Origin of the sequence: Xenorhabdus griffiniae (genome assembly GCF_001028135.1) — a bacterium.
Lineage (GTDB): Bacteria > Pseudomonadota > Gammaproteobacteria > Enterobacterales > Enterobacteriaceae > Xenorhabdus > Xenorhabdus bakwenae.
The window spans coordinates 46,598-60,304 of sequence record NZ_LDNM01000017.1; the positions used below are offsets into that span (position 1 = coordinate 46,598).

Below are 13,707 nucleotides of genomic sequence, written 5' to 3' on the forward strand. Positions count from 1 at the left end.
TTTTAACAAAATAGAAATAATGATTTCACATAAAATTTTTACCATATTTAACAGACTATTTCTAAGCATAATCTGCCACTATGATTTAAATTTTCGTTCAGAATACTACCTCTCTTCCTGAATTTAAATTTTCTTTAATTATTTTTACCCATATTCACTTATAAAATCTAGGGAGATATCACAGCTTATTTAAAAACCAGCGTGTTTTGTTATGTAAGCACAAGCAAAAAAAAGGCCGAGTTCACTCCTCAACTCGACCCAGGGAAAAATAGCTCTATCAAAGAGCCTTGCGCTAAAAGTTGCCATTGAGACGTAGAACAACTTACGATTTAAAGCGTAGTTTACATACAATGATTTACCAAATTTCAACCATTATCGGTTGGATGGAGGGTCACATAAAGCCAATGCCGCTTTCTGGAATGGCACAACACTCATTTTTTGATTGGGATGTTCGGGGTCATTTAATAGGATTGTCTCTAATGATGATGCAATCACTTTATTGGCTTGCATAAGTTGTGTTGCTCGATCATTCAACGGATACTGCATCAATGTGCCGGGATTTATCACAAACAACGCGCCATCTCCTCGACAATCAAGCATAACCTCTTCGCGAGTAAATGCCCACTGTTTGCCAAACTGTAGCTTGCTAATGGTTTTTATTGGTGCAGCCACTCCCTGAAAAGAGAGAAGCAAAAGAGGCAAAGCCCAAAATAGTCGTTTCATTATCTTTCCCCTGATAGATACATGCCGTGATTTTATCGCTAATTTTCCTGTTGATATAGCCAGATTTACACCAATCATTTAAAAATCACGCAGGCGGTTGCGTTGCAAAAATCGCTACGCATAACAATGCGGTTGTACCCAGAATAATTTCCAGCCAACTATTGATTATCAATTGCTGATAGCTCCTTTTCTGCTTTAACTTGGGAACTAAAATATAGCGGTTAATCAAAGCCAAAAGTACCATTCCAATAACCAGCACTATTTTTAACCATAACATGGATTGGTATTCAGACAGAACTCGACTGAAGACAGGCCAGTCTGGAATGAGGATCACACTACTCACAATTCCTGTCACAATCACCAGAAACACGGCAACATGCCCATAAAGAGAGAATTTCCTCATGGCTGTTACGCTCTCTGCATACAGGATAGTCACATTGGGAGATAAGCTTGTTTCTGCTGGCTGCCGTAATCGCAAGCATTGCAGACACACTAAGAATGGCCACAATCCACCAAACCAGTAACCTGCACTGAGTAAATGGATAACCTGATTGGCTTGAAATAATAGCCCTATGCTTCCTTCATACATCGCTGCATGCCCAATGAAAGCATGGCTGGAGAGTAAAATAATCGAGCAACCTAACAACAGGAAATTTCTGACTTTAATATCGGAAAGGAACAATCCACCAGCAGCAAGTACAGCTATCAATAACTGCCATCGCCATACTTGCCCAAAAGAGGTTCTCAAGACAGCCAGCCAGATATCCGAAGCATAAACATCGTGCCAGCCATCCCCCATTAATCCAGCCTGTACAATAAACCAGATGATTGAGGTTAGCAAAACCAGCACGGTGCTGATTAAAACTCCAACGTTTAACCATTCTCTCATTAGGATCGAGAAATGCCCAGAAACAAGCATTACGGTGAATAAGCTAAGGCCGAACATCAACATGACGACCACAAAATGAGAGAAACGGCAGAATATGTATAGCACCTCTAGAGAGATCATTATCTTACGGTAAAGCTATAAACGCCTTTTGTTTTATGACCATCGACAGAGAGTACACTCCAGTCAACACTGTATTTTCCCGCCGTAAGTTTGCTTTCAACCGGCAGGATTAACTTGGTTTTGGTTTCAGGATCGAGTTCCAGCTTACCTGTTTTAACTACGTTTTTTTCTGGGCCAATCAATTTTACCTTACTGAATCCAAGTTCAATACGTTCTGAGAAGTTCAAGGTGATAATTTGTGGGATAGCTTCAACCGTTGTATTTTCTGCGGGAGTCTGATCTTTCAAATGTGCATGGGCCAAAGCCTGCTGACAAGACATACCGACAAACAGAACCACAAGAGTCGATAATTTGGTCCAGAATGAACGGATGTTAAGAATAAACATATAGATAACCCTTTAATATGTTGATGAATTTTTTATGCCTGAAAGGAGATTCTATATCAAAAAATCTGTTTAATCTGCGGTAAATGACGGGGAATGTCCTGACCTGTGAGACACTACGCAAAAATGGGAATAAAGGAGGGTGGGCCGTAACCCCGGTTTCACAATGCATGAAAAAATACGTAAAGAAACGGGAGTTACGGTGGAAAAACAGATCAAGTTGAAAGACGAAAGCGATATCAGGCGTGTGCCGGTGCCATAGACAATCCCTTAAGATCTTTATCTAGTAAGAACAAGGCATTTCCCGTTTCACCCACCATATCCAGTTTGTCCAGAATAGATTTGAACAGTTTTTCTTCTTCGTGCTGTTCAGCCACATACCACTGCAAGAAATTAAAAGTGGAATAGTCTTGTGTCGTCATCGCTACATGGGCAAGTTTATTGATCTCTTCTGTGATCAATTTTTCATGCTCATAAGTCTGATTGAATACATCGGAGATAGATTTAAATTCAACAGGCGGGGCCTGAATAGCGCCTAAAACAGGCATTGAACCCGTATCACCCAAATAATCAAACAAGCGTTGCATATGTTGCATTTCTTCCTGTGAATGCGTCTTTAAAAACGCTGCTGCGCCTTCATATCCCTTATCGCTGCACCATGCACTCATTTGCAGGTATAAATTCGCAGAATAAAATTCCAGATTTAATTGCTCATTTAATTTTTTGATCATTTCTTTTTTTAACATCGGACAACCCTCCTAATAATTCATTAAACCTGGCGTATTATGCCAATTAAAATCACATAATACAAAAACAAAATAAAAATACATAATAATATGATAAATAAAGATTTATTTATAAAAACCAACAAGAATAAATCTCATTAAATATGAGAAAATAAGAATCAATTTTATTTAATTAAATTTTTATTCAGAAAAACATTTTTAATAAAAATGAGAATTGATATTATTTATATTTATACCAATCCAACGTCAAGATGTGTGTTATATTTCCCCGCACAGCGGGAAAATATAAGATCCCGCGTCGTCTTGCGGATTGCAACTTGACGTTTATCGCGTATATCAGGTGAATTTTTGCCCTTTTTTAAACAACTTGCTAAACGAAAAAGAGTCTATTAATTTTCTGTTATGTTAGATAAATTAAAAATGCGTTTTCAGAGAGGCCAAAATGGAACATAACTTAGCCAAATTATCTAAAGATGAGATGAATGAGGTCAATGTTGATTTAGCCGCATCCGGTGTTGCTTTTAAAGAACGTTATAACATGCCTGTCATTCCTGACACTGTTGAACAATCACAACCAGCACATCTGCGGAAATATTTCCAACAACGCTTACAGCACTACCGCCAGCAATCAAGATTACTGTCGCGCCTGCCTTATGAGCCTAAAAGCCGTTAACGGAATGATAAGAAAGGATAACCACCACTTTGCGGGTGGTTATCTTAACTATTTTCGGTAAATCTATTTTCCAACAAACTTATCAGTCGCCTTAATGAGTTGGTGTAAAATACCGGCTTCATCAAAAGAGTGACCCGCACCTTCCACAAGGTGCAATTCGGCTTCCGGCCACGCTTTTGCCAAATCCCACGCATTCTGTACCGGACATGCCATATCGTAGCGGCCATGGATAATCACCGCTGGGATATGTCTGATCACATCAATATGATCCAGTAATTGCTGGGTTTCATCCATAAAACCATTATTGATAAAGTAATGGCTTTCAATACGTGCAAATGCCAAAGCAAAATTATCTTCTGCAAAAGAAGCTGAACTTGCAGAAGGCAGCAACGTTACCGTTTCGCCTTCCCAGAGACTCCATAAACGTGCTGCTTCCAACTGTACTTGCACATCTTCATTGGTCAGCCGTTTGTTATAGGCAGCGATGACATCTTTACGCTCTTCTTCCGACAGGATAGATAATGTACGTTCCCATTTTTCTGGGAAAAAATGAGAAGCGCCTTCTTGATAATACCAATGCAATTCTTGTGGGCGAAGCAGGAAAATCCCTCTTAGCACTAATTCTGACACGCTATTCGGGTGTTTCTCAGCATAGGCTAAAGCCAGCGTTGATCCCCATGACCCCCCAAAAACCAGCCACTGCTCAACGCCCATAAGATTACGCAGCCGTTCAAGATCGGCTATCAAATGCCATGTGGTATTATTTTCCAGACTCGCATAGGGCTTAGAACGCCCACAGCCACGCTGATCAAATAACATAATGTGATAGCGTTCGGGATCGAATAACTGACGATGATAGTTTGCTATCCCACCACCAGGCCCACCATGAATGAATACTGCGGGCTTACCTTTTGGGTTGCCACACAATTCCCAATAAACCTGGTGTCCATCACCTGTATCCAGATACCCTGTTTGATACGCGTTATAAGCGGGATAGAGTTTCCGTTGTTCCGTCATAAAGCCCTCTCACTGTTCAAACAAAACGGGATACTTTCTCAGTATCCCGTACATATTTAAAGAAAAGATAGCGCGACAAATTATTTACTATAATTGATAGTCTCTTTTTGACAATCAATGATGACATTGTAACTTTTATCTTTTTTCGTGCCCCGGACGACCAGAGGAACCTGCAATGCGTCCTTATCACCAGTAATATCATTGATATTTACCCACGCAATCAGTTTTGCAGTGCCTAATTGCTTTCTGTCTTCATCCCAGTGATTAATACGATTTTGTAAAAAATCTTGTTTAACCTGTGCCGCCACTTGATCTTTGGTTAAATTTTTACAAGAAATAAACTTCGCCACACGCTCATTATCAGCAGCGATTGCAGTAAATGAAACAGAAAACAGGACACCGACACTCAATAAACCAATACGACGAATGAATTGACTTGACTTCATGTTACCTCCTATTACCATCCAAATAGTATGGATTAAAAGTTGCGGTAAATTAACATGTAATAGAAAGTAATTATGTGATTTTTGTTAAAAATGCGTTGCGATTAGTTTTCACCGTCTTCAAATAAAACATGGATCTGCTCATGGTGCTGGTGCTTTTCGCGCAATTTCCGAGCAATAATAGCAATGGCTTCTCCGCTGCTCATTCCTTCGGAAATAAGCTGATGGATCCTTTCTACGGCAGCTTGCTGCTCTTCATGGGATAATGCTGGCATACCTGAAAACATCGTTATAACCTCAAACAAAACATAACAGTTAATGGCAAGCGGCGATTATAGCCTGTTTTACCTCAAGTCAGGAGCAAGATTGTATGATAATCTCCGCAGATTAATATGTTATTCCTTGTGGATTGCTAAACACCAATATTGATTCCGTCATGAAAATTGCATTACAAAAACGACAATTGCCGTATTCTCCTGATCTCGCCATTCACTATTTTGCGCCCCTTTCTGCATTACCCTGGGCCATGCTGTTACATTCTGGCGCTGCCGAACATCCGCATAATCGATTTGATATTATCGTCGCCGAACCAGTGACAACGCTTGTCACTCAAAGAGCCTCTACCGAAATTAATCGTCATGGTCAGGTTTCTCTTTCCAAAGAAGATCCCTTCCAGCTATTGAAAGACCATCTTCACGCCTGTGGTATTGATACTCAATTTGATCCAGACCTCCCTTTTCAAGGAGGCGCATTAGGGATATGGGGATACGATCTCGGACGACGTATCGAAACGCTACCTGAATTAGCTGCCAATGAACTGAGCTTTCCTGATATGGCTGTGGGTATCTACGATTGGGGCTTAGTTATTGATCATCAGCTACAGAAAGCGACGTTACTAAGCTACCACAATATTGACCAACGGCTGACATGGTTAGAGTCTCTGCGAGAAAACAGGAAAGACGTTTTTTCCCTGACAAGTCCGTGGCAATCCAATATGACAGAGCAGCAATACCACGAAAAAATTGCTCATATCCATCGCTACCTACGAGAAGGGGATTGCTATCAAGTCAATTTATCACAACGGTTCCAGGCTGATTACAAGGGAGATGAATGGCAGGCATTTAGCCAGCTCAATGAAAGTAATCAAGCGCCTTTTTCTGCCTTTATTCGCTTGCCTGAGCACTGCATCATCAGCGTTTCACCTGAACGTTTTATTCTTTTGAAAGACCATCGCATTCAGACACGCCCAATAAAGGGAACGCTGCCCCGATTGCAAGATCCCGCAGAGGATCAAAGACAAGCAGAGAAATTAGCAAACTCACGCAAAGATCGTGCGGAAAACCTGATGATTGTTGACTTGTTGAGAAATGATATTGGGCGGGTTGCTATTCCAGGCTCGGTCAAAGTCCCTGAATTATTTGTTGTTGAACCTTTTCCGGCCGTACACCATCTGGTCAGTACTATCACTGCAACCTTGCCCGATACATATCATGCCACAGATTTACTGCGTGCCTGTTTTCCCGGTGGATCAATTACGGGTGCCCCTAAAATTCGGGCCATGGAAATCATTGAAGAGTTGGAACCACATCGCAGACACGGATATTGTGGCGCTGTTGGCTATATTAGTTTCTGTGGCACAATGGACAGCAATATTACTATTCGTACCTTATTGACAGAAAAAGGAAAAATTTACTGTTGGGCCGGTGGTGGTATCGTTGCAGATAGCATTGCTGAAAAAGAGTATCAGGAAACATTTGATAAACTCGGACGGATCTTACCTCAATTAGGGAAACTCTCTCTATCATGACATCGCTCTCTGACTTCATTCATCGGTTTCAATTGCAGCTTCCTGCACGACCAACACATTCAGCCAGCAACTCGCGCAATGCGGCAGTATTATTACCGATTATATGTAAGCCAGAACCCACGCTGTTATTCACTCAACGCTCTGCAAGCCTCCGCTCCCATGCCGGGCAAATTGCTTTTCCCGGCGGAGCGGCAGATCCTGAAGACACATCCCTGATTGCCACCGCCCTGCGTGAGGCAGAAGAAGAAGTCAGCCTACCGCAAGATAAGGTGCAAATACTGGGGCAATTAGCCCCCCTGGATAGCATTGGCGGTTATCGTGTCACTCCGGTAATTGGGCTTATTTCCGAACCTATCTCTTTTCGAACCAACCCAGCAGAAGTAGCAAGCATTTTTGAAATCCCACTGTTTGATGCTCTTTCTCTTCCCCATTACCGGTATCTGGATATAAAACGCCGTAATCAACAACGCCGAGTCTATTTTTATTGGCACCAAGAGCATATGATTTGGGGATTAACCGCAGCCATTCTTTATCACTTAGCACAGCAAGTGCAAAAAACGTTCTGAATTGGGCGCAAAACACCACAAAACTGTGCATTACTTATCCATAATCATATCAATTGCTATTATAATTAAAAAAAAACTGTAAACTCCTTTATCAACACTATCAAATAACAGTAAAGTAGCGCGCTTTATAAAATAACTATATCTCTTTCTTCTTTAAAGGAGTCTGGCGTGATTAGCGTTTTCGACATGTTTAAGGTGGGTATTGGCCCATCCAGCTCTCATACTGTTGGTCCTATGAAAGCAGGCAAACAATTTGTCGATGATCTTGTAAACCAAGGGGTAATGTCCTCTATCACGCGTGTAGCTGTTGATGTATACGGCTCACTTTCATTAACCGGGAAAGGTCACCATACGGATATCGCTATCATCATGGGCCTGGCAGGTAATATGCCCGCAACTGTTGATATTGATTCAATTCCAGGTTTTATTCGTGATGTTGAGCAAACTGAACGTTTGCCACTGGCAAATGGTTTACACGAAGTCGATTTTCCTCGCAATGGCGGTATGAACTTCCGTAGCGATAACTTATCACTGCACGAAAACGGCATGCAAATTCATGCGTTCGCTGGTGATGAAAAAGTTTACAGCAAAACCTACTACTCTATCGGTGGTGGTTTTATTGTTGATGAAGAACATTTTGGCAAGCCATCCCAAGATTCCAAACCTGTTTCTTATCCTTATAGCTCTGCGGCAGAACTGCTGATGAACTGTAATAAAACCGGCTTGTCTGTTTCTGGCTTGATGATGAAAAATGAATTGGATTTACACAGCAAAGAAGAAATTGCTGAGTATTTCGCCGATATCTGGGCAACGATGCAAGCTTGTATTGAGCGTGGCCTGAATACAGAAGGCATTTTACCAGGTCCCTTGCGGGTTCCTCGCCGTGCCGCCGCATTGCAGCGTATGCTGACATCATCAAACAAATTGTCGAATGACCCAATGAATGTTGTTGATTTAATCAATATGTTTGCATTGGCCGTCAATGAAGAAAATGCGGCGGGTGGCCGGGTTGTGACAGCGCCAACTAATGGCGCGTGTGGTATTGTCCCGGCTGTTTTGGCCTATTACAACCATTGCATTGAACCTGTAACGGCGGAACTGTACACCCGCTATTTTCTGGCTGCCGGTGCAATCGGTATCTTATATAAGATGAATGCCTCTATTTCTGGTGCCGAAGTTGGCTGCCAGGGTGAAGTTGGGGTTGCTTGTTCTATGGCCGCAGCCGGCATTGCAGAATTACTGGGTGCAAGCCCTGAGCAGGTTTGTATCGCAGCAGAAATTGGCATGGAACATAACCTCGGCCTGACCTGTGACCCTGTCGCGGGCCAGGTGCAAGTGCCTTGTATTGAACGTAATGCGATTGCTTCCGTTAAAGCGATCAATGCTGCCCGTATGGCACTTCGCCGTACCAGTGAACCACGTGTTTCTCTCGATAAAGTGATTGAGACCATGTATGAAACCGGCAAAGATATGAACGCAAAATACCGTGAAACTTCACGCGGTGGTTTGGCAATAAAAGTTCAATGTGACTAGTCGTAAGATATCGTTCATTTATTTTACAATAAGCGATATTTATGCCTGTTTTTCCTACCATTGAATGGTAACTGAAAAAATATCCCTGCCATTTGGCAGGGATATTTTTTTGGCTGAAACGAATTACTAAAGTATATTTTTTTCTATTTTCGCCAAAAACATCACAATTTTTTTATAATAAATTTAAGAAAATGTTACCGGGAACGGATTTAAACACTAAATTATAATGAATGACCGGAGTTTAACGACAAACAAAGATAATTTCTTAGAATAAAATATTGTTTTAGCCTGTCAAAATAGTCTATCTTAATTTTTCTGACTGATAGCAATTTTCTTGAAGCCTGCAAATGATATTCTAACTATATATTTACTTATGTAACAAAATATAAAACCATGACAGTTTTATGTTCACGACTATCCTATTGATTGATAGGAAGTTAAATACATTAGAAATATTGAGTATGAGCGTGCAGTAGTCTGAGTTCAATTGTTATAGAAAGGGGAAAACAAGTGAGTATAGCCATTATGATTGGCACACACGGAGCCGCGGCGGAACAACTGCTTCGTACCACAGAGATGTTGATTGGGGAACAGGAAAATGTTTCTTATATCGACTTTGTGCCCGGTGAAAATGCTGATACGTTATTCGAGAAATACAACCAAAAACTGGCATCGCTTGATACAGAACAAGGCGTACTGTTTTTCGTCGATACCTGGGGTGGCAGTCCATTCAATGCTGCAAACCGTATTGTGATTGATAAAGACAACTATGAAATCGTTACTGGTGTCAATGTTCCGATGTTGGTTGAAGCTTTCATGTGTCGTGACGATGATCCAACGATGGAAGAGCTGGTTGCTGTTGCATTGGAAACCGGCAAAGAAGGGATCCGAGCCTTTAAAGCAAAACAAGATGAAGAGCCTGCCAAACCTGAACCCGTAAAACCCGCTGCACCGGTTTCAGCCATTTCAGCTTCATCACCCCCTGCCGGCGGCCATATGAAGATTGCCCTTGCACGTATTGATGATCGCCTTATCCACGGCCAGGTTGCTACCCGTTGGACGAAGGAAACTAACGTCAAGCGTATCATTGTCGTCAGTGATGAAGTTGCCCAGGATACTGTTCGTTCTACCTTGTTGAAACAAGTTGCACCTCCCGGCGTCAGCGCACATGTCATAGACGTTGCTAAGTGTGTTCGGGTTTACAACAACCCCAAATATGCTAACGAACGCGTCATGTTGCTCTTCACCAATCCAACAGATGTTCTGCGTATTGTCGAAGGTGGCGTCGCTATCGAATCCATAAACATCGGGGGCATGGCTTTCCGCCAAGGAAAAACCCAAATCAACAACGCGATTTCCGTTGATAAAACTGACATTGAATCTTTTGAAAAACTGAACTCTCGGGGCATAGAACTTGAAGCGCGTAAAGTTGCCAGCGATACCCGTTTGAACATGATGGATCTACTGAAAAAAGTTTAACAATAAAAAACAGATGTCATTTTACTCACCATTACTTAATAACAAAATTCTTACCAAATTACATTTGGTTACAGGAGAAAAACAATGGAAATTACCGTTGTTCAACTTGTGTTGATATTCATCGTTGCCTGTATCGCAGGTATGGAGTCAATTCTTGATGAATTTCAATTCCACCGTCCATTAGTTGCTTGTACATTAATCGGCTTAGTGCTCGGCGATATGAAAACCGGCATTATCATCGGCGGTACACTGGAAATGATTGCCCTTGGCTGGATGAATATCGGTGCAGCAATCGCCCCCGATGCAGCATTGGCTTCCATCATTTCAACCATCCTGGTTATCGCCGGCGGACAAGATGTCGGTGCCGGTATCGCACTAGCTATTCCACTGGCAGCAGCAGGCCAGGTTCTGACTATCATCGTCCGTACCTTAACTGTGGGTTTCCAGCACGCAGCCGACAAAGCCGCAGAAAACGGTAATCTTCGTGCCATTAGCGTCATTCACATTTCCGCTTTGCTGCTCCAGGCGATGCGGATCGCCATCCCTGCCCTGATTGTTGCGGTATCAGTAGGAACGTCTGAAGTTCAGCATATGTTGAATTCCATTCCACAAGTGGTCACCAGCGGCCTGAATATCGCCGGGGGTATGATCGTGGTTGTCGGTTATGCCATGGTGATTAACATGATGCGCGCAGGTTATCTGATGCCGTTCTTTTACCTTGGTTTCGTTACGGCAGCCTTCACTAACTTCAACCTTGTGGCATTAGGTGTGATTGGTATTGTTATGGCAATCCTGTATATCCAGCTTAGCCCTAAATATAATCAATCACAGGCAGCCGCTTCTGCTGGCAATACTCCAAACGACCTTGATAACGAATTAGATTAAGAGAATGAACAACATGTCAGAAGCAACAAATATGGGTCAGAAAAAACTGACACAAAGCGATATTCGTGGTGTATTCCTCCGTTCTAACCTATTTCAAGGATCGTGGAACTTTGAACGTATGCAGGCAATCGGTTTCTGCTTCTCAATGATACCTGCCATTCGTCGTCTGTACCCGGAGAATACCGAAGAAAGGAAGCAAGCTCTCAAACGACATATGGAATTTTTTAATACCCATCCTTATGTTGCGGCACCTATCCTTGGTGTCACTATGGCAATGGAAGAGCAACGGGCCAATGGGGCTGACATTGATGACGGGGCTATCAACGGTATCAAAGTGGGGTTAATGGGTCCTTTAGCGGGTGTCGGTGATCCCATTTTCTGGGGCACTGTTCGTCCGGTATTCGCTGCTCTGGGTGCAGGTATTGCCATGAGTGGCAGTCTGTTAGGCCCTGTTCTGTTTTTCTTCCTGTTTAATTTAGTGCGATTACTTACCCGTTACTTGGGGGTCGCTTATGGCTACAAAAAAGGATTGGATATCGTTAAAGATATGGGGGGGGGCTTCTTGCAGAAAATGACCGAAGGCGCGTCAATTCTCGGCTTGTTTGTCATGGGTGCCCTCGTCAATAAATGGACCAAAGTAAATATTCCGCTCGTGGTTTCTGAAGTGCCTGATCCCATCACGGGTGAGATGAAAGTGACTACAGTTCAAACCATCCTTGACCAGTTAATGCCGGGCTTAATGCCCTTGTTGTTAACATTTGGCTGTATGTGGCTACTGCGGAAGAAAGTCAATCCGTTATGGATTATCATCGGCTTTTTCGTGCTGGGGATCGTCGGTTTCCATTTTGGTTTCCTCGGCCAGGTCTGATATTCCTGCATGGCTTGAATATTCGGGGGAGGTTTACCTCCCCTTTTCTTTGTTAAGACAATAAATTAAATAGGGATTAAAAATGAGTTTGAATGATATTGTTCTGATCGTTTTAATTGTATTCATGCTCGCTTTTGCGATTTATGATGAATTTATTATCAATCAGCTCAAAGGAAAAACGCTGTTAAATATCAAACTCAAAAGAAAGCAACGAATTGATGCGCTGATATTTATCATTTTGATTGCTATTATTATTTACAATAATGTCACATTACATGGCAGTCAGTTCACGACTTACTTGTTAACATTTATCATCCTGGTGACATTATATTTAGGTTATATTCGCTCACCAAAATTAATATTCAAAAAACAGGGTTTTTATTATGCCAACCGTTTCTTTTCTTATGAAAGCATTAACGCAATGAATTTATCTGAAGACGGCATTCTTATGATGGATTTAGAGCAAAACAAAATATATGTATCCGTCACAAAGCTGGATGACTTAGAAAAAATTTATCAATTTCTGGTTAACAACAGATGATTGCACTTGGCAGATTCGACTAAATAAGATCAATAATTCATATTAGTCTTATTTCCCTCTCAAAACAGATATAGATAACGATAAGCATTATCATTTTCATATTTAAAATTATGGCAAAATATTTTTTGCCTTTTATTCTTAATATGATATTGTCCGTCGCAGTCATTGGGGAGTAGCCTGTTCCAGAAAATTTCTGGAAAATTCGTATCAACATGCTCGTTTAAAATAAAACGTGGTACGAATACCTAAAGAACCTAATAACGTCCAGGTTTTTATATTCCCGTTATATTTCAAGTGACAATTAACAAAGTCGCAGCTTGAAAGATACGGGAATAAATCGGTTGGCAAGACCATAGACACATAACCGCACCATTGGCTGGGGGGTATGTTATGTGTATATGGAATCACCCAGCCGAGGCTATTTTGATGAATCTCTATGCAACACTTATTCTCGCGCTTGCCCTGTCTATGGATGCTTTTGCCGCTGCTGTAAGCAAAGGTGCCGCCCTTCACCGACCTCATTTTAGCGAAGCTATTCGCACAGGTATCATCTTTGGTCTGGTTGAAGCCTGTACGCCTTTAATTGGTTGGTCATTGGGCTTGTATGCCAGCCAATATATTATGGAATGGGATCATTGGATTGCCTTTTTCTTGCTCCTGATCCTTGGCTGCCGCATGATAATTGATAGCTTCAAACGTGAACCTGAAACTTCTTATCAAGCTACACCTCAACGCCATAGTTCAGCGGCATTGGTTCTCACTGCCATCGCAACCAGTCTGGATGCGATGGCAATTGGTGTCGGCCTAGCCTTCTTACAAGTTGATATTCTCCACACAGCCATGACAATTGGCCTGATGACTATGATTATGGCCACATTAGGCATGTTAATTGGTCGTTATATTGGCCCGCTATTGGGTAAAAAAGCCGAGTTGGTTGGGGGATTAATCTTAATTGCCATTGGCTTCAATATATTATTCGAGCATCTTAAATTATTTTGGTATGTGGACTAACACTATTATTTAACGTTTTTTAC

Annotated in this window: 16 protein-coding genes and 1 riboswitch; of the genes, 9 read left to right on the plus strand and 7 right to left on the minus strand. The window is 41.8% G+C overall.

Going from position 1 to position 13,707, the window contains the following annotated elements:
* Positions 1-372: 372 nt before the first annotated feature.
* The 4 genes from AAY47_RS06150 to ftnA form a co-directional block, all read right to left on the minus strand.
* Positions 373-723, minus strand: coding sequence for a YebY family protein (locus AAY47_RS06150; protein ID WP_047767919.1), 351 nt, complete (start codon positions 721-723; stop codon positions 373-375).
* A gap of 85 nt (positions 724-808) precedes the next feature.
* Complete coding sequence (copD, locus tag AAY47_RS06155) at positions 809-1,732, minus strand: copper homeostasis membrane protein CopD (protein ID WP_047767921.1); 924 nt, start codon at positions 1,730-1,732, stop codon at positions 809-811.
* Positions 1,732-2,118: a copper homeostasis periplasmic binding protein CopC gene (gene copC, locus AAY47_RS06160; protein ID WP_047767922.1), complete on the minus strand. Its 387-nt coding sequence runs from the start codon at positions 2,116-2,118 to the stop codon at positions 1,732-1,734. The genes copD and copC overlap by 1 nt, the downstream gene beginning before the upstream one ends.
* 236 nt (positions 2,119-2,354) lie before the next feature.
* Positions 2,355-2,861, minus strand: coding sequence for a non-heme ferritin (gene ftnA / locus AAY47_RS06165; protein ID WP_047767924.1), 507 nt, complete (start codon positions 2,859-2,861; stop codon positions 2,355-2,357).
* Between the two features lie 442 nt (positions 2,862-3,303).
* On the opposite strand from ftnA, the gene AAY47_RS06170 reads away from it, so the two are divergent.
* Positions 3,304-3,534 (plus strand): DNA polymerase III subunit theta, encoded by a 231-nt coding sequence (locus AAY47_RS06170; RefSeq protein ID WP_047767930.1) that lies wholly within the window; start codon positions 3,304-3,306, stop codon positions 3,532-3,534.
* Between the two features lie 63 nt (positions 3,535-3,597).
* Here AAY47_RS06170 and pip read toward each other — a convergent pair whose 3' ends face one another.
* The 3 genes from pip to AAY47_RS06185 form a co-directional block, all read right to left on the minus strand.
* Positions 3,598-4,551, minus strand: coding sequence for a prolyl aminopeptidase (gene pip, locus AAY47_RS06175; RefSeq protein ID WP_047767932.1), 954 nt, complete (start codon positions 4,549-4,551; stop codon positions 3,598-3,600).
* A gap of 80 nt (positions 4,552-4,631) precedes the next feature.
* On the minus strand, positions 4,632-4,997 hold the full coding sequence (gene yebF, locus AAY47_RS06180) for a protein YebF (RefSeq protein ID WP_047767934.1): 366 nt from the start codon (positions 4,995-4,997) through the stop codon (positions 4,632-4,634).
* A gap of 101 nt (positions 4,998-5,098) precedes the next feature.
* Positions 5,099-5,281, minus strand: a complete 183-nt coding sequence (locus AAY47_RS06185) for a YoaH family protein (protein WP_047767936.1) — start codon at positions 5,279-5,281, stop codon at positions 5,099-5,101.
* A gap of 149 nt (positions 5,282-5,430) precedes the next feature.
* On the opposite strand from AAY47_RS06185, the gene pabB reads away from it, so the two are divergent.
* The 8 genes from pabB (at position 5,431) to mntP (ending at position 13,684) form a co-directional block, all read left to right on the plus strand.
* Complete coding sequence (pabB, locus tag AAY47_RS06190) at positions 5,431-6,801, plus strand: aminodeoxychorismate synthase component 1 (RefSeq protein ID WP_047767938.1); 1,371 nt, start codon at positions 5,431-5,433, stop codon at positions 6,799-6,801.
* The gene (locus tag AAY47_RS06195; RefSeq protein WP_047767940.1) at positions 6,798-7,367 is read left to right on the plus strand and encodes a CoA pyrophosphatase; all 570 of its coding nucleotides are present in this window, start codon (positions 6,798-6,800) and stop codon (positions 7,365-7,367) included. Before pabB ends, AAY47_RS06195 begins: the two co-directional genes overlap by 4 nt.
* A 168-nt stretch (positions 7,368-7,535) precedes the next feature.
* Positions 7,536-8,900: an L-serine ammonia-lyase gene (locus AAY47_RS06200; protein ID WP_047767941.1), complete on the plus strand. Its 1,365-nt coding sequence runs from the start codon at positions 7,536-7,538 to the stop codon at positions 8,898-8,900.
* A gap of 510 nt (positions 8,901-9,410) precedes the next feature.
* Positions 9,411-10,379 (plus strand): PTS mannose transporter subunit IIAB, encoded by a 969-nt coding sequence (manX, locus tag AAY47_RS06205; protein ID WP_047767943.1) that lies wholly within the window; start codon positions 9,411-9,413, stop codon positions 10,377-10,379.
* Positions 10,380-10,463: 84 nt separating this feature from the next.
* The gene (locus tag AAY47_RS06210) at positions 10,464-11,264 is read left to right on the plus strand and encodes a PTS mannose/fructose/sorbose transporter subunit IIC (protein WP_047767945.1); all 801 of its coding nucleotides are present in this window, start codon (positions 10,464-10,466) and stop codon (positions 11,262-11,264) included.
* Positions 11,265-11,277: 13 nt separating this feature from the next.
* The gene (locus AAY47_RS06215; protein WP_047767948.1) at positions 11,278-12,132 is read left to right on the plus strand and encodes a PTS mannose transporter subunit IID; all 855 of its coding nucleotides are present in this window, start codon (positions 11,278-11,280) and stop codon (positions 12,130-12,132) included.
* A gap of 82 nt (positions 12,133-12,214) precedes the next feature.
* Complete coding sequence (locus AAY47_RS06220) at positions 12,215-12,673, plus strand: DUF986 family protein (RefSeq protein ID WP_047767949.1); 459 nt, start codon at positions 12,215-12,217, stop codon at positions 12,671-12,673.
* 153 nt (positions 12,674-12,826) lie between these two features.
* A riboswitch (yybP-ykoY riboswitch) is annotated at positions 12,827-12,969 on the plus strand.
* A 130-nt stretch (positions 12,970-13,099) separates the two neighbouring features.
* On the plus strand, positions 13,100-13,684 hold the full coding sequence (gene mntP, locus AAY47_RS06225; RefSeq protein ID WP_152669775.1) for a manganese efflux pump MntP: 585 nt from the start codon (positions 13,100-13,102) through the stop codon (positions 13,682-13,684).
* Positions 13,685-13,707: the final 23 nt, after the last annotated feature.

Coding starts and splice junctions, on each gene's coding strand:
- AAY47_RS06150 (WP_047767919.1), bottom strand. CDS start 723: ATGAAACGACTATTTTGGGCTTTGCCTCTTTTGCTTCTCTCTTTTCAG.
- copD (WP_047767921.1), bottom strand. CDS start 1,732: ATGATCTCTCTAGAGGTGCTATACATATTCTGCCGTTTCTCTCATTTT.
- copC (WP_047767922.1), bottom strand. CDS start 2,118: ATGTTTATTCTTAACATCCGTTCATTCTGGACCAAATTATCGACTCTT.
- ftnA (WP_047767924.1), bottom strand. CDS start 2,861: ATGTTAAAAAAAGAAATGATCAAAAAATTAAATGAGCAATTAAATCTG.
- AAY47_RS06170 (WP_047767930.1), top strand. CDS start 3,304: ATGGAACATAACTTAGCCAAATTATCTAAAGATGAGATGAATGAGGTC.
- pip (WP_047767932.1), bottom strand. CDS start 4,551: ATGACGGAACAACGGAAACTCTATCCCGCTTATAACGCGTATCAAACA.
- yebF (WP_047767934.1), bottom strand. CDS start 4,997: ATGAAGTCAAGTCAATTCATTCGTCGTATTGGTTTATTGAGTGTCGGT.
- AAY47_RS06185 (WP_047767936.1), bottom strand. CDS start 5,281: ATGTTTTCAGGTATGCCAGCATTATCCCATGAAGAGCAGCAAGCTGCC.
- pabB (WP_047767938.1), top strand. CDS start 5,431: ATGAAAATTGCATTACAAAAACGACAATTGCCGTATTCTCCTGATCTC.
- AAY47_RS06195 (WP_047767940.1), top strand. CDS start 6,798: ATGACATCGCTCTCTGACTTCATTCATCGGTTTCAATTGCAGCTTCCT.
- AAY47_RS06210 (WP_047767945.1), top strand. CDS start 10,464: ATGGAAATTACCGTTGTTCAACTTGTGTTGATATTCATCGTTGCCTGT.
- AAY47_RS06215 (WP_047767948.1), top strand. CDS start 11,278: ATGTCAGAAGCAACAAATATGGGTCAGAAAAAACTGACACAAAGCGAT.
- AAY47_RS06220 (WP_047767949.1), top strand. CDS start 12,215: ATGAGTTTGAATGATATTGTTCTGATCGTTTTAATTGTATTCATGCTC.
- mntP (WP_152669775.1), top strand. CDS start 13,100: ATGAATCTCTATGCAACACTTATTCTCGCGCTTGCCCTGTCTATGGAT.